Genomic DNA, 20,508 nt, shown 5'->3' with positions numbered 1-20,508 from the left:
ACTACATTACTTGGTAATACGACCCTGCGCGTCTTTCAGGGCAGCGTCGACGGTTTGACGACCGCTAACGGCGTTAATAACCGCGGTACGTGTTGCATACCAGAAGGCGGCCATTTGCGGGATATTCGGCATAATTTCGCCGGTTTTCGCGTTTGCCATGGTGGCGGCGATACGCGGATCTTTCGCCAGTTCATCCTGGTAAGATTTCAGCGCAACCGCGCCCAGCGGTTTGTCTTTGTTGACGTCCGCCAGACCCTGATCCGTCAGCAGATAGTTTTCGAGGAACTCTTTCGCCAACTCTTTGTTCGGACTGGCGGCGTTGATGCCCGCGCTCAGTACGCCAACGAACGGTTTAGAAGGCTTGCCATTAAAGGTCGGCAGCGGCGCAACGCCGTAGTTGATTTTGCTCTTATCGATGTTGGCCCACGCCCACGGCCCGTTAATGGTCAGCGCGGTTTCACCTTTATTGAACGCCCCTTCCGCAATCGAGTAATCGGTGTCGGCATTCATATGTTTGTCTTTAATCAGCTTCACCAGGAAGCCAAGGCCCGCTTTCGCGCCGGCATTATCAACGCCGACATCTTTCACGTCGTATTTGCCGTCTGCAAATTTAAAGGCGTAACCGCCATCGGCGGCAATCAGCGGCCAGGTGAAGTACGGCTCTTGCAGGTTGAACATCAACGCGCTCTTACCTTTCGCTTTCAGCTGTTTGTCCAGCGCCGGGATCTCTTCCCAGGTTTTTGGCGGGTTCGGTACGAGGTCTTTGTTATAAATCAGCGACAAGGATTCAACGGCAACCGGGTAGGCGATCAGCTTGCCATTGTAGCGAACGGCATCCCAGGTGAAGGGGAACAGTTTGTCCTGGAAGGCTTTGTCCGGCGTCACTTCCGCCAGCAGACCGGATTGTGCATAGCCACCAAAGCGATCGTGCGCCCAGAAAATAATGTCCGGGCCGTCGCCGGTCGCGGCAACCTGCGGGAATTTCTCTTCCAGTTTGTCCGGATGTTCAACGGTGACTTTAATGCCGGTATCTTTCTCGAATTTTTTACCCACTTCGGCAAGGCCGTTATAGCCTTTATCGCCGTTGATCCAGATAACCAGCTTACCTTCTTCTATTTTGGCGAGGGCAGAGGCGGAAAACATCATCGTTGCCACTGCGGACAAAGCGAGAATGCGCGCGCCTGTTTTGATTTTCATATATCCCGTCCTTTAGGTGTTGTGCTCGTGGATACGCTCAAGGTGGTTCGACGGCCGTTAGTCTCCTTTGTTGGCAAGCGCTTCTCATCCTCCTGAGCCCTACGCCCCAGGGGGTATTTGTGTGATCTCTGTTACAGAGATTTTCAATATGTGTGTCAGCGCACATAAAAAAGTGCCGATTTTTGTAGGACCCATCACGAAAAACGTTACCGGCCGCCCGTTCAGGGGGCAGAGGCGTTGTTCTCATCCTCCCGTCTCCTCCCCCACAAAAAACCAGGGGGGTGGAGGATTCGCCCGCCGGATCGATGCCCCATAGTCAGCGCACTTGAATGTTTCTGTTGGTGACAGGTTGTAACAAGGGAGAGGGGCATGGCCAGCGTACAGCTGCGTAATGTAACGAAAGCATGGGGCGATGTGGTGGTATCGAAAGATATCAGTCTCGACATTCACGAAGGCGAATTCGTGGTGTTTGTCGGTCCGTCAGGCTGTGGTAAATCAACGCTGCTGCGCATGATTGCCGGGCTGGAAACCATTACCAGCGGGGATTTGCTCATTGGCGATACCCGTATGAATGAGGTTCCTCCCGCCGAACGCGGTATCGGCATGGTGTTTCAGTCCTATGCGCTCTATCCGCATTTATCCGTCGCGGAAAATATGTCTTTTGGCCTTAAGCTCGCGGGCGCGAAAAAAGAGATGATTAAATCGCGCGTCACGCAGGTAGCGGAAGTGCTACAGCTGGGGCATTTGCTCGATCGCAAACCGAAAGCCCTTTCCGGCGGTCAGCGTCAGCGCGTGGCGATTGGCCGTACGCTGGTGGCGGAACCCCGCGTCTTCTTACTCGACGAACCCCTGTCCAACCTTGATGCCGCCCTGCGCGTGCAGATGCGTATTGAGATCTCCCGTCTGCACAAGCGTCTTGGCCGCACGATGATTTACGTTACCCACGATCAGGTGGAAGCGATGACGCTGGCCGACAAAATTGTCGTCCTCGACGCCGGTCGCGTGGCGCAAGTCGGTAAACCACTGGAACTTTATCACTACCCGGCGGATCGCTTTGTTGCCGGTTTTATCGGCTCGCCGAAGATGAACTTCCTGCCGGTCAAAGTGACCGCCACCGCGATTGAACAGGTTCAGGTGGAGTTGCCCAACCGCCAGCACGTCTGGCTGCCGGTGGACAGCGCCAACGTGCATGTCGGCGCGAATATGTCGTTAGGTATTCGCCCGGAACATCTGCTGCCCAGCGATATCGCCGATGTCACGCTGGAAGGCATTGTTCAGGTCGTCGAACAGCTTGGTCACGAAACACAAATTCATATCCAGATCCCCGCAATACGTCAGAACCTGGTTTACCGCCAGACCGACGTGGTGCTGGTAGAAGAGGGTGCCACATTCGCCATCGGCTTGCCGCCGGAGCGCTGCCATCTTTTCCGTGAAGATGGCACCGCATGCCGCCGGTTACATAAAGAACCCGGCGTTTAAGCATTCCAAAAAAACTGCACCGACCCCTGGCGGGCGACGTGCAATAAGAAAAGCATGTCAGGAGATAGAACGATGATTACTCTGCGCAAACTACCACTGGCTCTCGCCATCACGGCAGGCATTCTGTCTGCCCACGCGGGCGCTGTCGATTTCAAAGGTTACGCACGTTCGGGCATTGGCTGGACCGGCAGCGGCGGCGAACAGCAATGCTTCGGGGTAACCGGGGCAGAAGCTAAATACCGTCTCGGTAACGAATGCGAAACCTATGCGGAAATTAAATTAGGCCAGGAAGTCTGGAAAGATGCGGATAAAAGCTTCTATTTCGATTCCAACATCGCCTACAAATCGGGGCAGCTGAACGACTGGGAAAACAACGAAGTACCAGCGGTTCGCGAGTTCAACGTGGTGGGTAAAAACCTGATCGATTCCCTGCCAGGCGCCAACATTTGGGCCGGTAAACGCTTCTATCAGCGCCACGACGTGCATATGATCGACTTCTACTACTGGGATATCTCCGGTCCGGGCGCAGGCCTTGAAAATATCGACGTCGGTATCGGTAAACTCTCCCTGGCCGCCACGCGCTCTTCAGAATTAGGCGGTTCATCGGCCTTTGGCGATCGTGATTCTAACGGTGTACGTACTTATAACCATGTCGTGCCAAACGATGTTTTTGACGTACGTTTAGCGCAGATGGCGATCAACCCGGACGGCATGCTGGAATTAGGCGTTGATTATGGTCATACCAACATTCCTGATGACTATTATCTGCAACCCGGCGCGTCAAAAGATGGCTGGTTGTTCACCGCAGAACACACCCAGAGCATGATGAAAGGCTACAACAAGTTTGTGGTCCAGTACGGCACTGACTCAATGACCTCCCAGGGTAAAGGTCAGTCACGCGGCGGCGCGGTGGATAATGATGGCAGCCTGGTGCGTATTCTTGACCACGGCGCAATCAACCTCTCCGATAAATGGGACCTGATGTACGTCGGTATGTATCAGGATATCGATCGCGACAATAAACAAGGCACCACCTGGTATACCGTGGGCGTTCGTCCGATGTACAAATGGACGCCGATCATGAGCACCCTGATGGAAGTGGGCTACGATAACGTCAAGTCTCAGCAGACCGGCGATCGTAACGGCCAGTACAAAATCACCCTTGCCCAACAGTGGCAGGCTGGCGACAGCATCTGGTCTCGTCCGGCAATCCGTATTTTCGCAACCTATGCGAAATGGGATGAAAAATGGGGCTACGTGAAAAAGGATGCTGACGGTAACACCACTTCCTTAGCTGCCAGCAACAACACCATTACGCAGTTTGGTACCTCCAGCCGTGGCGACAACGATGAGTGGTCCTTCGGTGCCCAGATGGAAATCTGGTGGTAATCCTTTAATACCCACTGTCATGACCAATCGAGGGGCGTAAGCCCCTCTATCTTAGGTGACGCGCGCTATTGCCTGGCTAACGCTCACCTCGCAATCAAGGTAATCAGAATGAAAATGAAAAAAAGTCTGATCGCGCTCTGCTTATCGGCAGGGCTGCTGGCGGCGGCACCCGCTACCAGCATGGCTGCTATTAATATCGTGCCGCAGGATGTTTCTGCTGCGCCATCGATTCCCGCTTCGGCACTGCAACAACTGCACTGGACGCCGGTTTCGCCTTCGCAAACCCTTACCAGCGACATCGCCGCAACCGGCCAGAGACTGAATGCCGGTGATATTACCGGCCCGGTGATGGCCTATAGTGTGCCGGCGAATATCGGCGAGTTAAATATTACCCTGTCCAGCAAAGTGAATAATGAGAGCGTTTACGCGCCTAACGTGCTGGTTCTCGATCAAAACTTCACCCCGGCGGCGTTTTTTCCCTCCAGCTTCTTTGCCTATCAAGAGCCGGGTGTAATGTCGGATAACCGTTTAGAAGGCGTGATGAAACTGACCCCGGCGCTGGGGCAGCAGAAGCTCTATTTGTTGGTCTTTACCACCCATAAAGATCTGCAGCAAACGACGCAGATGGTCGATCCCGCCAAAGCGTATGCCAAAGGCAATGGCAATGCCGTGCCGGCTATTCCCGATCCGATTGCCCGCCATGCTGAAACAGGTTCGCTGGCGTTGAAAGCCAGCACGTCATCCTCTTCCAGTATTCTGGTAGGCCCGCTGTTTGGTTCTTCAGGGCCCGCATCAGTGACCGTCGGTAACACAGCCGCGCCGGTCGCCAGCCCGCAACCGGCAGCCGCCCCCGCTGCGGCACCTGCTCCTGCTGCGCCAGCGGCGAAGAGCGAGCCGATGCTCAACGATACGGAGAGCTATTTTAACCAGGCCATCAAACAAGCCGCTGCGAAGGGCGATATTGATAAGGCGCTGAAATTACTCAATGAAGCAGAACGCCTCGGGTCGAAATCCGCCCGCGCCACTTTTATCAGCAGTGTAAAAGGCAAGGGGTAATCTCTCCCCGCAATGTTGATACTTGCAGCAACTGGTGCGTCGCCTGACGCACCTTTTTTTCACTTCCTCACGTTACGTCGTTGCTCACCTGTTGCGCTGATGAAAACGGAATGAAGTTTCCCCGCCCGCCATCCCGGTTCTGCGATACAATAATGTTACGTTATGTACCGGAGAGTCAGGCATGTCACACCCTGCGCTTACGCAATTGCGTGCGCTGCGCTACTTAGACGCAATCCCCGCGCTTGAACCACAACTGCTTGACTGGCTGTTGCTGGAAGATTCAATGACCAAACGTTTTGAACAACAGGGCAAAACCGTCAGCGTAACGCTGATTCAGGAAGGCTTTGTTACGGTGGATGAGATCGCCGAAGAACGCGACAGCCTGCCGATGGAGAGCCGTTACTGGCTGCGGGAAATTATCCTTTGCGCCGACGGCGAACCCTGGCTTGCCGGGCGAACCGTGGTGCCTGAATCCACGCTGAGCGGGCCGGAACTTGCGTTACAAACCCTGGGCAAAACGCCACTTGGGCGATATCTCTTCACCTCATCTACGCTTACGCGTGACTTTATTGAAATTGGTCGTCATCAGCAGCTTTGGGGCCGCCGTTCTCGCCTGCGTCTGGGCGGTAAACCGCTGATGCTGACCGAACTGTTTTTGCCCGCGTCACCGCTGTATTAAGAGGAATATGGAAATGGAGTGGAGTCTCACGCAGACTAAGCTGTTGGCCTTTCACAGGCTTATGCGTACGGACAAACCAATTGGCGCTTTGCTGCTGCTGTGGCCCACATTGTGGGCGCTATGGGTAGCGACGCCGGGCGTACCGCCGCTGTGGATCTTACTGGTGTTTGTCGCCGGCGTCTGGCTGATGCGCGCCGCCGGTTGCGTGGTTAATGACTACGCGGATCGTAAATTTGACGGCCACGTAAAACGCACGGCCAATCGACCGATGCCCAGCGGCGCGGTCACGGAAAATGAAGCGCGCGTGCTGTTTGTTGTGCTGGTACTGCTGGCCTTCGCGCTGGTGCTGACGCTGAATATGATGACGATTCTGCTCTCCGTCGCGGCGCTGGCGCTGGCCTGGGTTTATCCCTTTATGAAGCGCTATACCCACCTGCCGCAGGTGGTGCTCGGCGCGGCGTTTGGCTGGTCAATTCCGATGGCCTTTGCGGCGGTCAGCGAATCGGTGCCGCTGAGCTGCTGGATTATGTTCCTCGCCAATATCCTGTGGGCGGTGGCCTATGACACACAATACGCAATGGTTGATCGCGACGACGATGTGAAGATTGGTATTAAGTCTACGGCGATTCTGTTTGGTCGTTTTGACAAGCTGATTATCGGTATCTTGCAGGTCGCCGTGCTGGTACTGATGGCAAGCATTGGCTGGCTGAACGGCCTTGGTGGGATCTATTACGTGACGGTGCTGATTGCGGGTGGGCTGTTTGTTTATCAGCAAAAGCTGATCGCCGGTCGCGAGCGGGAGGCGTGTTTCAAAGCCTTTATGAACAATAACTATGTCGGGCTGGTGCTGTTTTTAGGTCTGGCAGTGAGTTATCTGCATCTGTAATCCGCGTTTCCCCTCTCCTTACGGAGAGGGGAATATGGCACTCATGCTTCTGCTTGCGTCGCGCTCTCAATCGTCAAACGTACATCCGACGTAATCAGCTCCGCCAGCATCTGGTAGACGCCCAAGGTGCGCGCCGGATCCGCATCGCCAGTATCACTGATGTAGCCTTCATCGCGCAGGGTCAATACCAGCGTACTGAACACCGCTTTATCGAAGAACTCCGGCGCGTTAATGCCGTGCAGCACCGACAGGCGCTGCGCCAGCGTGCGGCTCTCTTTCTCAAGGGAGCTACGGTTCATAGCCGGGTTAGCGCTCAGCAGCCAGAAGGTAATGGCGTAACGCTGCAGGGTTTCACGCGCGCCCGCCGCCAGCAGCTGCAGAGTACGGGAGTGGGCCGGATTGATGCTCAGCCGATCCTCTTTCGCCGTCAGTAGGCCCTGGCGCAGCAGCTCCTGGGTCAAATTCTCCAGCACCTGTGCCAGCTCGGCTTTTTCCCAGCGCAGGAACAGCTCGGCTTTCAACATTGGATAGAGCAGCTCGACGTGACGCAGAATCTCACTACGGGAAATCGCCCGGTGCTGGGTCACAATCGCCGCCATCAGCGACGGCAGCATCAGCATATGGGCAATGTTATTGCGGTAGTAAGTCATCAACACCGCCTGCTCGCGCGGCAGAATAATGATGTCGCCGATGGTGTCCTTTTCGACCTGGAACTTATTCATTTGCAACGCGTGATCAATCAGCTCGCTGGCGCTGGCCGAAGGCGCGGTCGAATCCGGGGAGTAGGGCACGTTGCGCATCAGCTCAAGATAGCAGGTCAACTGCTCGGTAAGCTGCTCACGGGTCAGCGAACGCTGACGAGAGGCTAACAGTGCGGTACAGCACAGGTTCATGGCGTTCGCCGCACCGGCATTGTTGATACGCACCATCAGATCGGCGGCAATGCTGTTTACCGTTGGCGTTAACCACGCCGGGCGAATGGCTTCAATTGGGTCGATCGACTCGCGCCATTCGGGAACATGGTGGTTCAGGTAGTTCATCAGCGGGATCGGTTCGCCGAAGTTGACATAGCCCTGGCCGAGATTACGCAGCTTACTCAGGCCACGCACCATCTGCAGCAGACTCTCTTTCTCTTTCGTGGCGCCGCGCAGCTCTTTCGCGTAGGTGCCCACTTCCATCACATGCTCATAACCGATGTAAATCGGCACCAGCGTGATCGGACGCGTGCCGCCGCGCAGCATCGCCTGGATGGTCATCGACAGCGTACCGGTTTTCGGATCGAGTAAACGCCCGGTGCGCGAACGGCCGCCCTCAACGAAGTATTCCACCGAATAGCCACGGCTAAACAGCTCGCCCAGATATTCGCGGAACACCGTCGAATAGAGCTTGTTGCCTTTAAAGGTGCGGCGAATAAAGAAAGCGCCCAGGCGGCGGAAAATCGGCCCGGCGGGCCAGAAATTCAGGTTGATACCGGCGGCGATATGCGGCGGCACCAGCCCCTGATGATAGAGCACGTACGAAAGCAGCAGATAGTCCATATGGCTGCGATGGCAGGGCACATAGACAATTTCGTGGCCATCGTGGGCCAGCTGGCGTACGCGCTCGGCATTATTTACGTTGATGCCCTGATAGAGACGGTTCCAGGTGAAACCCAGAATACGGTCCGTCAGGCGGATCATCTCGTAGGAGAAGTTGGCGGCAATCTCTTCCATCAGCGCAATCGCGTTTTGCTGCGCTTTATCGTGGGAGATTTTCTTGCTGCGCGCTTCATCTTCGACGGCGCGGGCAATCGCTTTGGAAGAGAGCAGCTTATTGAACAAGTCCTGACGTGCGGGCAGGCGCGGGCCAACGGCCGCCAGACGCTGACGGGCAAAGTGCATACGCGCTACACGTGCCAGCTTCTGGGCGATGATTTTATCGGTGCCGTGCTCCGTCGCCATACGGCGCAGGGAAACCGGCGGCGAGAAACGCACAAAGCTGTCGCGGCCAAGCCAGGAGACAGCGAAGAATTTCTGCACGCCGTTGAGCATCCGCAGCGGCGGATTCATCTCGCCTTTTTCGCGACCGGGTGAACGGCCAAACATCACCGATACTGGCACCATCTGCACATCCAGATCGGGATGGCTGCGGTGTAAATCCAGGTAGTCGTGGAACAGCTTGATCGACTCTTCTTTCGGCGTGTAATAGGTGAACACGCGCGGTCCGCCGTGAATAAACACGTAGCGCGGCAACAAAGCGCCGTCGATTTCCAGCGGTTCCAGAGGATCGGGCAATTCATGTAACAGACATTGCGCGCGCAAGGTCATTAAATCTGCCTTGGAGTTATAAGGCAGCACGTACATGATAGGACGTGATGTATCGAGACCCAGCTCCTGTGCAGGTTCTGCGGGGATCGACTTACTTTTTACCAACACGTTTAATGGTAAATTAAGTAATTTGTAGTAAATTCGTGGCCAGCCGGACATAAAAGATGTAAAGCCTCTGGTTAATAGTGCCATTGCGCCGCAAGGATATCAGAAAGCGTGAATAATTTCTGTTGTACCGCTGCGCGCTTGCTGAGACATTGACGCCAATTTGATTAAAAGGTTCTTTTTAATGGCCAATAATACCACCGGATTTACCCGGATAGTTAAAGCTGCCGGTTATTCCTGGAAGGGCGTTCGCGCCGCATGGATTAATGAAGCGGCATTTCGCCAGGAAGCGGTTGCGGTTACCGTGGCAATTATAATCGCTTGTTGGTTGGATATTGATGTTATTACGCGCGTATTACTGATTGGTTCGGTATCGCTGGTGATGATTGTTGAAATTCTCAACAGCGCTATCGAAGCGGTAGTGGACCGCATTGGCGCTGAATTCCACGAACTTTCCGGGCGCGCGAAGGATATGGGCTCGGCGGCGGTGCTGATGTCTATCCTGCTGGCGCTGTTTACCTGGGTCTCTCTGCTCTGGTCTCATTTTGGGTAGCGCTTCGCGGATTCACCATGGCGCCTGCTTTTTTGCTCAAATTTGATTCCAAAATCACCTTTAGCTGTATATACTCACAGCATAACTGTATATACACCCAGGGGGCGGGATGAAAGCATTAACGGCCAGGCAGCAAGAGGTGTTCGACCTTATTCGCGATCGTATCACTCAAACCGGTATGCCACCAACGCGTGCGGAAATCGCACAGCAGCTGGGGTTCCGTTCCCCAAATGCAGCGGAAGAGCACCTTAAAGCGCTGGCGCGCAAAGGGGTTATCGAAATTGTTTCTGGCGCATCGCGCGGTCTGCGTCTGCTGCTGGAAGAAGAGGACGATATTGGCCTGCCGCTGATTGGTCGCGTTGCTGCGGGCGAGCCGCTGCTCGCGCAGCAGCATATTGAAGGTCACTATCAGGTCGATCCGGGCTTGTTTAAACCGCATGCGGATTTCCTGCTGCGCGTTAGCGGGATGTCGATGCGCGATATCGGTATTATGGACGGCGATCTGCTGGCGGTGCATAAAACCCAGGATGTGCGTAACGGCCAGGTTGTCGTCGCACGTATTGAAGACGAAGTGACCGTCAAGCGTTTGAAAAAACAGGGTAACACCGTTGAACTGCTGCCGGAAAACAGCGATTTTTCACCCATCGTTGTCGATCTGCGCGACCAAAACTTCACCATTGAAGGGCTGGCGGTTGGCGTCATTCGCAATGGCGCGTGGCTGTAACGCCCGTTTGCTCTGCTGCGGCGCGCATGCCTGCTCCGCAGCGATCTTCTCTTCTCCCGCATAAACCTTAACGCCATGTCGCTATTAACCGCCGCTGATAAAGCGCTCTGGCGGCTTGCGCTGCCGATGATCTTCTCCAATATCTCCGTTCCGCTGCTGGGGCTGGTAGATACGGCGGTGATTGGTCATCTCGATAGCCCGGTCTACCTGGGCGGCGTAGCCATTGGCGCAACGGCGACCAGCTTTCTGTTTATGCTGCTGCTCTTTCTGCGCATGAGCACCACCGGGCTAACCGCACAGGCCAGCGGCGCGAAAAATGCGCCAGCGCTGGCGCGCGCATTGGTTCAACCTCTGCTGCTGGCGTTGGGCTTCGGCGTACTGATTATTCTGCTACGCGGGCCGCTCATTAATGTCGCGCTGCATATCACCGGCGGCAGCGAAGCGGTGCTGGCGCAGGCGCGGCGGTTTCTGGAGATTCGCTGGCTCAGTGCCCCTGCCTCGCTGGGCAATCTGGTGCTGCTGGGCTGGCTGCTCGGCGTACAGTATGCACGCGCGCCGGTGATCTTGCTGGTGGTAGGTAACCTGCTTAACATCATCCTCGATCTATGGCTGGTGATGGGGCTGCAGATGAATGTGCAGGGCGCTGCGCTTGCCACGGTGATCGCGGAATACGCCACCTTCGCCATTGGCATCGTAATGGTGCGTCACGTACTGGCCATGCGCGGTATTTCATTGCGTCTGCTAACAGAGGCATGGCGCGGCGGGGTACGGCGTTTGCTGGCATTGAATCGCGATATCATGCTGCGCTCGCTGCTGCTCCAGCTGTGCTTTGGTTCGATTACCGTGTTCGGTGCGCGCCTCGGAGCCGAGACGGTGGCGGCAAACGCAGTATTAATGATGTTTTTAACCTTTACCGCCTATGCACTGGACGGTTTTGCGTACGCCGTTGAAGCGCACTCCGGGCAGGCTTACGGCGCACGGGACGGCAGCCAGCTGCAGAGTATCTGGCGTGCAGCATGTCGCCAGGCGGGGCTGGTGGCGCTACTGTTTGCCGCCGTGTATGCGCTGGCGGGTCAGCAGATCATCGCATTGTTAACCTCGCTGCCTGAGTTACAGCAGCTTGCCGGGCACTATCTTATCTGGCAGGTGATTTTACCGCTGGTGGGCGTGTGGTGTTATTTGCTGGACGGCATGTTTGTTGGTGCGACGCGCGCTGCCGAAATGCGTAACAGTATGGCCATTGCCGCCGCAGGATTTGCCGTGACGCTGCTAAGCGTCCCGGTGCTGGGTAACCACGGGCTGTGGTTGTCGCTGGCGGTTTTTCTGGCCCTGCGCGGGCTGACGCTGGCGCTGCTGTGGCGACGTCACTGGCGCAACAACAGCTGGTTTTCAGCCGCAGATCATTCCTGATAAGTCTTTCCTGAAACAGCCTAAAAATCCGTAATATGCCGCTAATTACCTTGTCTCATTTACGCTGTTTTAAGGTAACTGATTGGGTAAAGATTCCGAATAAAATCCATTGTGCCGAATCCCTGACTACAATTATCAGTACGTTCAGCACAGTGAGAACGTCATTTTAACCGAACGATAAGGAGTCAACTATGAACAAAGACGAAGTCGGCGGTAACTGGAAACAGTTTAAAGGTACTGTTAAAGAGAAATGGGGCAAACTCACCGATGACGATATGACCATCATCGAAGGTAAACGTGATCAACTGGTCGGTAAAATCCAGGAACGTTACGGTTACGAAAAAGACCAGGCGGACAAAGAAGTCACCGACTGGGAAACACGGAATGATTACCGCTGGTAGCCAACACATCCCCTCAAATGTGTTAACCCTCTGAAGGCTACCCTGCCCGTAGGTACATGGATGTACCACCCCTTTTTTATCCCTGCCTTACTCTCTTATTTACCCTGCGCAATGGCCATTTATGGCCCGTAATGCCCAACAAAGCGCTAAGTTTATTTCTCCTTTCCAGGGATGCGAATCCCTTCGACATCGGCCGAATATATATTGAAAAGGAGGGGAAGGTTAAGCGTTAGCGCGGTTTTTTCTTTAGCTGAATGCTGTGGTCATGCTGGCACTGTTCATGATGGCGGCAGGCTTCTACTTCAACACAGGCGGCACATAAGCCGTGTGCTTCAATCACATTATGGCGTAGGGCAAAGCCCATTCTGGCCGCTAACGCATGCATAATATCTTCAACGCCCTCAGCCTGCTCCTCTTTGACCGAACCGCAGCGATCGCAAATAAACATCGCCGAAGCATGAGTGGGCTGGTCAAAGAGATGACACAGCACATAGCTGTTGGTCGACTCTACTTTGTGAACGAAACCTTGCTCCAGCAGGAAATCCAGCGCGCGATAAACCGTCGGCGGTTTTGCCTGCGGTTCGCTCGCGCGTAGCAGATCCAGCAGATCGTAGGCGCTGATTGCCCCTTGCTGCAGGCTGAGTAACCGCAGCACTTCAAGGCGCTGGGGAGTCAGTCGCACATTGCGCTGCGCGCACAGCTTTTCAGCCTGTACTAACATCTCTTGCGAAGTGGTCTTATCCATTAACGCTCTCGGGTGACGGGAAACATAAGTAGGTTACTTTACCATGTCCTGCCGAAAACACCGAGGACGGCACCCGTAAACTCCTTGCTCCTTTTCCTTCCCGAAATGAATATCCTCTTCTATAAATATTAAGAGTTTCCCTAATTACAAAAAATATCGCGCATTTTGTGCGCTCAGAAGATTTTGATGCTTTTTATAACGTTATTCACAGCAATAGTGCATTCCTGTTTGTATCAAAACTAACAGGCTTATAAAACTCATCTGGCTACGAGACGCATACTGTGAAAAAAAATTTTAAACTTTCGGTGGTGGCTATCGCTGTCTCCTTGTTTGTCGCGAATCAAGCAGGAGCAGCCAATACCTGGGCAGAAGCGCGTAATGATGCAATGGGCGGAACCGGCGTTGCATCGGCGAATTATGGCAGTGGAGCATTAATCAACCCGGCGTTGCTGGCAAAAGCCAAGCCGGAAGACGACATCACCATTATCCTGCCGAGCGTTCAGGCGCAGCTCAGCGACAAAGATAATCTTCGTGATGAAATCGACAAGATCAACGACAAAATCGATCGCTATAAAGATGTGGTCGATAACCTGACCACGGCAGATGTCATTGCCAATCCCTTTGGCGTGGTTGATCAATTCCAAAACGCCGCGAAAGACTTGGCTGACGAACTGGTGTTTCTGAAAGGCAAAACCGCGCAGGCGAAAGCCGCCGCAGGCATTGCCGTCAGTATTCCGAATGATGTGCTGTCGGTGGCTTTTGTCACTAAAGCCTATGCCCATGCTCGCGTGAGCACCAATGTCGATCAACAGGATGTTGACTATCTGCGCAGTATCCAGAACAACGACACCGTTGCGATTACCGAGGCTCTGCGTGCTGCTCTCTCACCAAACGGCAGTGATGAGATCACGCGCAACCTTAACTCAACCGCTTCAGGTCGTGGGGCGATTGTCTCTGACTACGGTATCGCCATGGCGCGCCAGTTTGATGTGGGTGGCGTGCCTTTGTCTATTGGCGTCACGCCAAAACTGCAAAAGACCTGGGTCTACAACTACACCGCGTCGATTTACGACTACAAGAGCAACAAATGGAACAACAGCCGCTATCGCACAGACGATACCGGCTTTAACATCGATGTCGGTGCCGCTGCGGACTTTGGTAAAAACGTCACCGTGGGTATCACCGGTACCAACCTAATCTCGCGCGATATCGATACCCAGGATGTGCGGATTCGCAACGGCAGAACGGGTGTAGTAACTAATTACCGCGATACCTACCAGATAAGCCCGGTGGTGACCGCCGGTGCGGCCTGGCACAATGAGCTGATAACGCTGAGCGCCGATGGCGATATCACCGAAACCAAAGGCTTTAAGAGCGAGAAAAACTCCCAGTACGTTGGCGTAGGTGCGGAAGTTCGCCCGCTTAACTGGCTTGCAGTCCGTGCCGGTTACCGTGCGGACGTGAAGGGCGATGATAAAAACGTCTTCACCGGCGGTGTCGGCTTTGCACCGTTTAACCGCGTGCATGTCGATTTAATGGGTCTGGTCGGCGAAGATAAAACCTGGGGCGCAGGCGCACAGTTGAGCCTGACTTTCTAAGGTTTAACCGGAGGCGCTGCGCCTCCGGTTTTCCCTGTGCTATAGTAGCGCCCCTTTTTCATTCGATGCTTAATTATTCGCCATGCTGCCACACTCTCAGTCCGCTGCTTTTCCTGCCCATCGTTTCTCCATTGCGCCGATGCTCGACTGGACGGACAGACATTGTCGCTACTTCTTGCGCCTGCTGTCGCGCCAGACGCTGCTGTACACCGAAATGGTCACCACTGGTGCAATCATTCATGGCAAGGGCGATTACCTGGCGTATAGCGAAGAGGAGCATCCGCTGGCGTTGCAGCTTGGCGGCAGCGATCCGGCGCAGCTTGCCCATTGTGCGAAGCTTGCCGAAGCACGCGGCTATGACGAAATTAACCTTAACGTTGGCTGTCCGTCCGATCGTGTACAGAACGGGCGTTTCGGTGCCTGCCTGATGGGCGAAGCGCAACTGGTGGCCGACTGTATTAAAGCGATGCGCGATGTGGTGTCGATCCCCGTCACCGTCAAAACACGTATCGGCATCGACAACAGCGATAGCTATGAATTTCTCTGCGACTTTATTGGCACCGTGGCCGGGAAAGGCGAGTGCGAGAGTTTTATCATCCATGCGCGTAAAGCCTGGCTTTCCGGGCTAAGCCCGAAAGAGAACCGCGAAATCCCGCCGCTGGATTACCCGCGCGTTTACCAGCTTAAACGCGATTTTCCCCATCTGATGATGTCGATTAACGGCGGCATTAAATCGCTGGCCGAAGCCAAAGCACACCTTGAGCATATGGATGGCGTAATGGTCGGTCGCGAAGCCTACCAAAATCCGGGCATACTGGCGTGCGTCGATCGCGAAATCTTTGGTGCAGACGTCGCCGATGCCGATCCGGTGGCGGTGGTGCGCGCCATGTACCCTTATATTGAACGTGAACTGAGCCAGGGTGCCTATCTGGGGCATATCACACGTCATATGCTGGGGCTGTTCCAGGGCGTGCCCGGCGCGCGCCAGTGGCGTCGCTACCTGAGTGAAAATGCCCACAAGGCCGGGGCCGATATTGACGTTGTGGAACATGCGCTGAATCTGGTGGCGTCGAAGCGTTAAAAATTCACCAAAAGATGGTCAAAATCACCAGGCTCTGCCCATCGCGGCGGGGCTTTCGCATTGATAAATCAGCCTTTTTAATGTTGGCATGTTTCTTGTAATAACAGCAGGAGTTACCTCCTGGGAGAGAATCGTCATGCTGGAATTACTGTTTATTGTCGGCTTTTTTGTGATGTTGCTGGTGACCGGCATTTCACTACTCGGCATCATCGCTGCGCTCATTGTTGCCACCGCCGTAATGTTTCTCGGTGGGCTGTTCGCTTTGGCGTTTAAATTGTTACCCTGGCTGCTGCTGGCGGTGGCGATTGTCTGGGTGATTCGCGCGGTGAAAGAGCCAAAAATCCCGCGCTATCAACGCAATAACCGTTGGCGTTACTAAACTATTGAGCGGTTCGTCACAGACCGGAGAGTTTTCCCGGCGTTTTGCTGACAACCGCATAGGCTTTAGATAACAAATCTGTCACTATCGCGGCGTTTACGAATTCATCGTGCTGTACCCTACAATGCAGCCGAACTAAAAAAAGAAAGGGCTTCCTGCGGGAAGCCCTAATTCTTTCTGCCGCCTATTACGGAATAAGCAAACTTGACCCTTGCGTCGCACGGCTTTCAAGAGCCTCGTGGGCGCGCTGCGCATCTTTTAGCGCGAACTTCTGACTATCTGTAACTTCAACTTTAATGACGCCGCTGGCGATCAGCGAAAACAGTTCATTGCTGGCTTCCTGCATCTCTTCATGGTTGGTGACATAACCATTCAGGGAAGGGCGCGTGGCATACAGCGAACCTTTCTGGTTGAGAATACCCAGATTAACGCCCGTCACCGGGCCGGACGAGTTGCCAAAACTGACCATCAGCCCGCGGCGGCGCAGGCAGTCCAGCGAGGTTTCCCAGGTATCTTTACCCACCGAGTCGTACACCACCGCCACTTTTTTGCCGCCGGTTATCTCTTTCACGCGCTCAACCACATTCTCTTCGCTATAGTTGATCACCTGCCAGGCGCCGGCCTGCAACGCGCGCTGGGCTTTTTGCGCCGAGCCTACCGTACCAATCAGCTTGGCGCCGAGGGCTTTCGCCCACTGGCAGGCAATCAGCCCAACGCCACCGGCGGCAGCATGGAACAGGAACGCTTCATCGGGTTTGATTTCATAGGTTTTGCGCAGCAGATAAAACACCGTCAGCCCTTTCAGGAAGGAAGCCGCCGCTTGTTCAAAAGAGATGGCATTGGGCAGCACCGCAATTTTATCGGCCGCAACATTATGCACCGAGCTGTAAGCGCCCAGCCCTGATTGCGCGTAGACCACGCGATCGCCTGGTTTTACCTGCGTAACCTTACTGCCCACCTGGCTTACCACACCTGCTGCTTCCGTTCCCAGTCCGCTGGGTAAACCCGGAGGGGGATACAGGCCGCTACGAATATAGGTATCGATATAGTTGATGCCGATGGCTTTATTTTCTACCTGCACCTCGTTTTCCGCCGGTGCCGAAGGGGTAAACTCCACCGCCTTGAGTACCTCAGGCCCACCATGCTTTTGAAACTCTATTCGTGTCGCCATGCTTCCTCCTGATGTGATAATCTTTCAAACCATTCATAACCCGGATAGCTCCCTTCACTATGGCAGGAAATAAACCCTTCAACAAACAGACCGAACCCCGCGACGTGCAGCTCGAGGGGATGAAAGTGCCTCCGCACTCTATTGAAGCGGAGCAGTCGGTGTTGGGCGGTTTAATGCTGGATAACGAGCGCTGGGACGATGTCGCCGAACGCGTCGTGTCGGAAGATTTTTATACCCGCCCGCATCGCCATATTTTTACCGAGATGCACCGCCTGCAGGAGATGGGTAAACCCATCGATCTGATTACCCTCGCGGAATCCCTGGAGCAGCAGGGGCAGTTGGATATCGTCGGCGGTTTTGCTTACCTTGCGGAGCTGTCAAAAAATACGCCAAGTGCGGCGAACATCAGCGCTTACGCCGATATTGTGCGCGAACGCGCCGTCGTGCGTGAGATGATCTCGGTAGCGAATGAAATTGCCAACGCCGGTTTCGATCCGCAGGGGCGCAGCAGTGAAGATCTGCTCGATCTGGCCGAGTCGCGGGTGTTTAAAATCGCCGAAAGCCGCGCGAATAAAGATGAAGGTCCGAAAAATATCGCCGAGGTGCTCGAAGCCACCGTTTCGCGTATCGAACAGCTTTTCCAGCAGCCCCACGACGGTGTAACGGGCGTCAATACCGGTTATGACGATCTGAATAAGAAAACCGCAGGCTTGCAGCCGTCGGATTTAATTATCGTTGCCGCGCGTCCGTCGATGGGTAAAACGACCTTTGCGATGAACCTCGTCGAAAATGCGGCGATGTTGCAGGATAAACCGGTTTTAATCTTCAGTCTTGAGATGCCCTCGGAACAGATCATGATGCGTTCGCTGGCTTCCCTTTCCCGTGTTGATCAGACGCGTATTCGTACCGGCCAACTGGATGATGAAGATTGGGCGCGTATCTCAGGCACCATGGGTATCCTGCTGGAAAAACGTAATATCTACATTGATGACTCCTCCGGTCTGACGCCGACGGAAGTACGTTCCCGCGCGCGACGTATCGCCCGTGAGCATGGCGGCATCGGTCTTATCATGATCGACTACCTGCAACTGATGCGCGTGCCGTCATTGTCCGATAACCGTACGCTGGAGATCGCCGAAATATCCCGCTCGCTAAAAGCGCTGGCGAAAGAGTTACATGTGCCGGTGGTGGCACTGTCGCAGCTTAACCGCTCCCTCGAGCAGCGTGCGGATAAGCGCCCGGTCAACTCGGATCTGCGTGAATCCGGCTCCATTGAGCAGGACGCCGACTTAATTATGTTTATTTATCGTGACGAGGTTTATCACGAAAACAGCGACTTAAAAGGCATTGCCGAAATCATTATTGGTAAGCAGCGTAACGGCCCCATCGGTACCGTGCGTCTGACATTTAACGGGCAGTGGTCGCGCTTTGATAACTACGCGGGACCGCAATACGATGACGAGTAAATTTCCGTCATCCTTCGCGCCGCAGATGCGCTGACGCATCCCGTTCCCACCGGTTACTTAGCTTACTAAGCGCCCGGAGATTGCCGGGCTTGTCACCTTTCTGCCCCACGAAAGATTGAGGAAATTCTTTTATTTAGTAAGGAATTTACATGCAAGCGGCAACTGTAGTCGTTAACCGCCGCGCTCTGCGACACAATCTGCAACGCCTGCGCGAACTGGCCCCCGCCAGCCGCGTGGTTGCGGTGGTGAAAGCAAACGCCTATGGACACGGTCTGGTCGAGACCGCGCGAACCCTCCCTGATGCCGATGCTTTCGGCGTTTCCCGTCTTGAAGAAGCCCTGCAACTGCGTGCGGGCGGCATTACGCAACCCATTTTGCTGCTGGAAGGTTTTTTTGCCGCCAGCGATTTACCTTTGGTGGCGCAACACCAGCTTCATACGGTGATCCACAGCGTCGAACAGCTGGAAGCGTTGGAAACAGCAACCCTCGAAACGCCGGTTACCGTGTGGATGAAGCTCGATACCGGCATGCACCGGCTGGGCGTGCATCCCCACGAAGCCGAAGCGTTCTATGCGCGCCTGTCACGTTGTAAAAATGTCTGCCAGCCGGTGAATGTTGCCAGCCACTTTGCCCGCGCCGATGAGCCTGAGTGTGGTGCAACGGAGCGCCAACTCGATATCTTTACTACCTTTACCGAGGGGAAACCCGGCCTGCGTTCTATCGCCGCATCCGGTGGCACGCTGCTGTGGCCGCAATCGCACTTTGACTGGATCCGCCCCGGCATTATTCTGTACGGCGTTTCGCCCCTCGATCATAAACCCTGGGGGGCGGAGTTCGGTTTTATGCCCGCGATGACCTTAACCTCGCAGCTGATTGCCGTACGTGAACATAACGCGGGCGATGCGGTGGGCTACGGCGGCACATGGGAAAGCGCGCGCGACACGCGTTTGGGCGTGGTGGCGATGGGCTACGGCGATGGCTACCCGCGCGCGGCACCATCCGGTACGCCAGTATTGATTAATGGTCGTGAAGTGCCGATAGTAGGTCGTGTTGCAATGGATATGATTTGTGTGGATCTCGGTCCCGGCGCGCAGGATAGAGCCGGGGATGAAGTGGTATTGTGGGGGGAAGGGCTGCCCGTCGAACGCATTGCCGAAGCAACAAAGGTGAGTGCTTACGAACTTATCACGCGGCTAACCTCAAGGGCTACGTTAAGGTATATCGAATAAGTTAAGGTATATCGAATAAAAGGGATGACGCCGTGTTGCCAATGGAGATCGCAGCCTGCTCAGCTTCGACCGTTTCTGTACTTCTTGCCGCGCGCAACAATGTACATACCTGGTGGACCGCTATTATTGGCTGCGTTCTTTATGGCTGGGTATTCTACTCGGTGCAACTCTACGCCGATGTCAGTCTGCAACTCTTCTATATTGTTACCAGCGTAGCCGGGTGGATTAACTGGTTGAAAGGCCATCACGGCGGCGAATTGCGGGTACGAACAACGCCCTTTAGCCGCCTGGTGTTGATGTTTCTTGGTGCGCTGATTGTCGCCAGTGGTTATGCCATGCTGCTACGTCGTTTTACCAATGCGTGGTGGCCGTGGCTCGATTCCATTCTCTGCGTATTTAGCGTCGTTGCACAATTTATGATCATGGGCCGCAGGCTGGAGAGCTGGTATATCTGGTTAATGGTCGACACGATTGCCATACCGCTCTACATCGCACGTGAACTGTGGGTGACCGCCGCTCTGTTCTGCATTTTCTGGTGCAACGCCTGGCACGGCTTGTATCAGTGGCGTAAAGCCTGGCTGGCGGCTAAAGCTCAGGAGTAGCTGCGCTGCGCCGTAACAAGCAAAATTTTTCTTACTCTTGCTGCTCCTCTCG

At 54.7% G+C, this 20,508-nt stretch carries 19 protein-coding genes; 15 read left to right on the top strand and 4 right to left on the bottom strand.

The genetic code is table 11. The annotated features are described in order from the left end of the window. Nucleotides 1-6: 6 nt before the first annotated feature. Nucleotides 7-1,197, bottom strand: coding sequence for a maltose/maltodextrin ABC transporter substrate-binding protein MalE (gene malE / locus RW65_RS05880; protein ID WP_039055752.1), 1,191 nt, complete (start codon nt 1,195-1,197; stop codon nt 7-9). A 369-nt stretch (nt 1,198-1,566) separates the two neighbouring features. Here malE and malK point away from each other — a divergent pair, with 369 nt between their 5' ends. From malK to ubiA, 5 genes are all read left to right on the top strand, one after another. Then, nucleotides 1,567-2,676: a maltose/maltodextrin ABC transporter ATP-binding protein MalK gene (gene malK / locus RW65_RS05875; protein ID WP_039055751.1), complete on the top strand. Its 1,110-nt coding sequence runs from the start codon at nt 1,567-1,569 to the stop codon at nt 2,674-2,676. Nucleotides 2,677-2,748: 72 nt separating this feature from the next. Next, nucleotides 2,749-4,065 (top strand): maltoporin, encoded by a 1,317-nt coding sequence (locus RW65_RS05870; RefSeq protein WP_039055750.1) that lies wholly within the window; start codon nt 2,749-2,751, stop codon nt 4,063-4,065. 108 nt (nt 4,066-4,173) lie between these two features. Then, the gene (malM, locus tag RW65_RS05865) at nt 4,174-5,121 is read left to right on the top strand and encodes a maltose operon protein MalM (protein ID WP_039055749.1); all 948 of its coding nucleotides are present in this window, start codon (nt 4,174-4,176) and stop codon (nt 5,119-5,121) included. A 181-nt stretch (nt 5,122-5,302) separates the two neighbouring features. Further along, the gene (gene ubiC / locus RW65_RS05860; protein WP_039055748.1) at nt 5,303-5,800 is read left to right on the top strand and encodes a chorismate lyase; all 498 of its coding nucleotides are present in this window, start codon (nt 5,303-5,305) and stop codon (nt 5,798-5,800) included. 13 nt (nt 5,801-5,813) lie between these two features. Then, nucleotides 5,814-6,686, top strand: coding sequence for a 4-hydroxybenzoate octaprenyltransferase (gene ubiA / locus RW65_RS05855; protein WP_039055747.1), 873 nt, complete (start codon nt 5,814-5,816; stop codon nt 6,684-6,686). Nucleotides 6,687-6,727: 41 nt separating this feature from the next. On the opposite strand, the gene plsB is transcribed toward ubiA, so the two are convergent. Beyond that, nucleotides 6,728-9,151, bottom strand: a complete 2,424-nt coding sequence (plsB, locus tag RW65_RS05850) for a glycerol-3-phosphate 1-O-acyltransferase PlsB (protein WP_039055746.1) — start codon at nt 9,149-9,151, stop codon at nt 6,728-6,730. Between the two features lie 130 nt (nt 9,152-9,281). On the opposite strand from plsB, the gene RW65_RS05845 reads away from it, so the two are divergent. The 4 genes from RW65_RS05845 (at nt 9,282) to RW65_RS05830 (ending at nt 12,185) form a co-directional block, all read left to right on the top strand. Further along, nucleotides 9,282-9,650, top strand: a complete 369-nt coding sequence (locus RW65_RS05845; RefSeq protein ID WP_039055745.1) for a diacylglycerol kinase — start codon at nt 9,282-9,284, stop codon at nt 9,648-9,650. Nucleotides 9,651-9,759: 109 nt separating this feature from the next. After that, nucleotides 9,760-10,374 (top strand): transcriptional repressor LexA, encoded by a 615-nt coding sequence (lexA, locus tag RW65_RS05840; protein WP_039055744.1) that lies wholly within the window; start codon nt 9,760-9,762, stop codon nt 10,372-10,374. Nucleotides 10,375-10,449: 75 nt separating this feature from the next. Further along, nucleotides 10,450-11,784, top strand: a complete 1,335-nt coding sequence (dinF, locus tag RW65_RS05835; RefSeq protein WP_039055743.1) for an MATE family efflux transporter DinF — start codon at nt 10,450-10,452, stop codon at nt 11,782-11,784. A gap of 191 nt (nt 11,785-11,975) precedes the next feature. After that, nucleotides 11,976-12,185, top strand: coding sequence for a CsbD family protein (locus RW65_RS05830; protein ID WP_039055742.1), 210 nt, complete (start codon nt 11,976-11,978; stop codon nt 12,183-12,185). Between the two features lie 229 nt (nt 12,186-12,414). On the opposite strand, the gene zur is transcribed toward RW65_RS05830, so the two are convergent. Beyond that, on the bottom strand, nt 12,415-12,930 hold the full coding sequence (gene zur, locus RW65_RS05825) for a zinc uptake transcriptional repressor Zur (RefSeq protein WP_039055741.1): 516 nt from the start codon (nt 12,928-12,930) through the stop codon (nt 12,415-12,417). Between the two features lie 281 nt (nt 12,931-13,211). Between zur and RW65_RS05820 the strand changes: the two genes are divergently transcribed. The 3 genes from RW65_RS05820 to pspG all read left to right on the top strand — a co-directional run bounded on the left by RW65_RS05820 (nt 13,212) and on the right by pspG (nt 15,988). After that, a complete protein-coding gene (locus RW65_RS05820; RefSeq protein WP_039055740.1) occupies nt 13,212-14,528 on the top strand; it encodes a conjugal transfer protein TraF in 1,317 nt (438 codons plus the stop codon). An 82-nt stretch (nt 14,529-14,610) separates the two neighbouring features. Further along, on the top strand, nt 14,611-15,609 hold the full coding sequence (gene dusA, locus RW65_RS05815) for a tRNA dihydrouridine(20/20a) synthase DusA (protein WP_039055739.1): 999 nt from the start codon (nt 14,611-14,613) through the stop codon (nt 15,607-15,609). A gap of 136 nt (nt 15,610-15,745) precedes the next feature. Further along, nucleotides 15,746-15,988, top strand: coding sequence for an envelope stress response protein PspG (gene pspG / locus RW65_RS05810; RefSeq protein ID WP_039055738.1), 243 nt, complete (start codon nt 15,746-15,748; stop codon nt 15,986-15,988). Between the two features lie 187 nt (nt 15,989-16,175). Here pspG and RW65_RS05805 read toward each other — a convergent pair whose 3' ends face one another. Further along, nucleotides 16,176-17,159, bottom strand: coding sequence for a quinone oxidoreductase (locus RW65_RS05805; RefSeq protein WP_039055737.1), 984 nt, complete (start codon nt 17,157-17,159; stop codon nt 16,176-16,178). 59 nt (nt 17,160-17,218) lie between these two features. Here RW65_RS05805 and dnaB point away from each other — a divergent pair, with 59 nt between their 5' ends. The 3 genes from dnaB to pnuC all read left to right on the top strand — a co-directional run bounded on the left by dnaB (nt 17,219) and on the right by pnuC (nt 20,456). Continuing rightward, nucleotides 17,219-18,625 carry a replicative DNA helicase gene (gene dnaB / locus RW65_RS05800; RefSeq protein WP_039055736.1) on the top strand — a complete coding sequence of 469 codons (1,407 nt, stop codon included), beginning with the start codon at nt 17,219-17,221 and terminating at the stop codon, nt 18,623-18,625. 149 nt (nt 18,626-18,774) lie between these two features. Continuing rightward, nucleotides 18,775-19,854 (top strand): alanine racemase, encoded by a 1,080-nt coding sequence (gene alr, locus RW65_RS05795; RefSeq protein ID WP_039055735.1) that lies wholly within the window; start codon nt 18,775-18,777, stop codon nt 19,852-19,854. Nucleotides 19,855-19,895: 41 nt separating this feature from the next. Further along, a complete protein-coding gene (gene pnuC, locus RW65_RS05790) occupies nt 19,896-20,456 on the top strand; it encodes a nicotinamide riboside transporter PnuC (RefSeq protein ID WP_039055733.1) in 561 nt (186 codons plus the stop codon). Nucleotides 20,457-20,508: the final 52 nt, after the last annotated feature.

Origin of the sequence: Enterobacter sp. Bisph1 (genome assembly GCF_000814905.1) — a bacterium.
GTDB lineage: Bacteria > Pseudomonadota > Gammaproteobacteria > Enterobacterales > Enterobacteriaceae > Kosakonia.
This window is presented reverse-complemented; position numbering and strand designations above follow the sequence as displayed.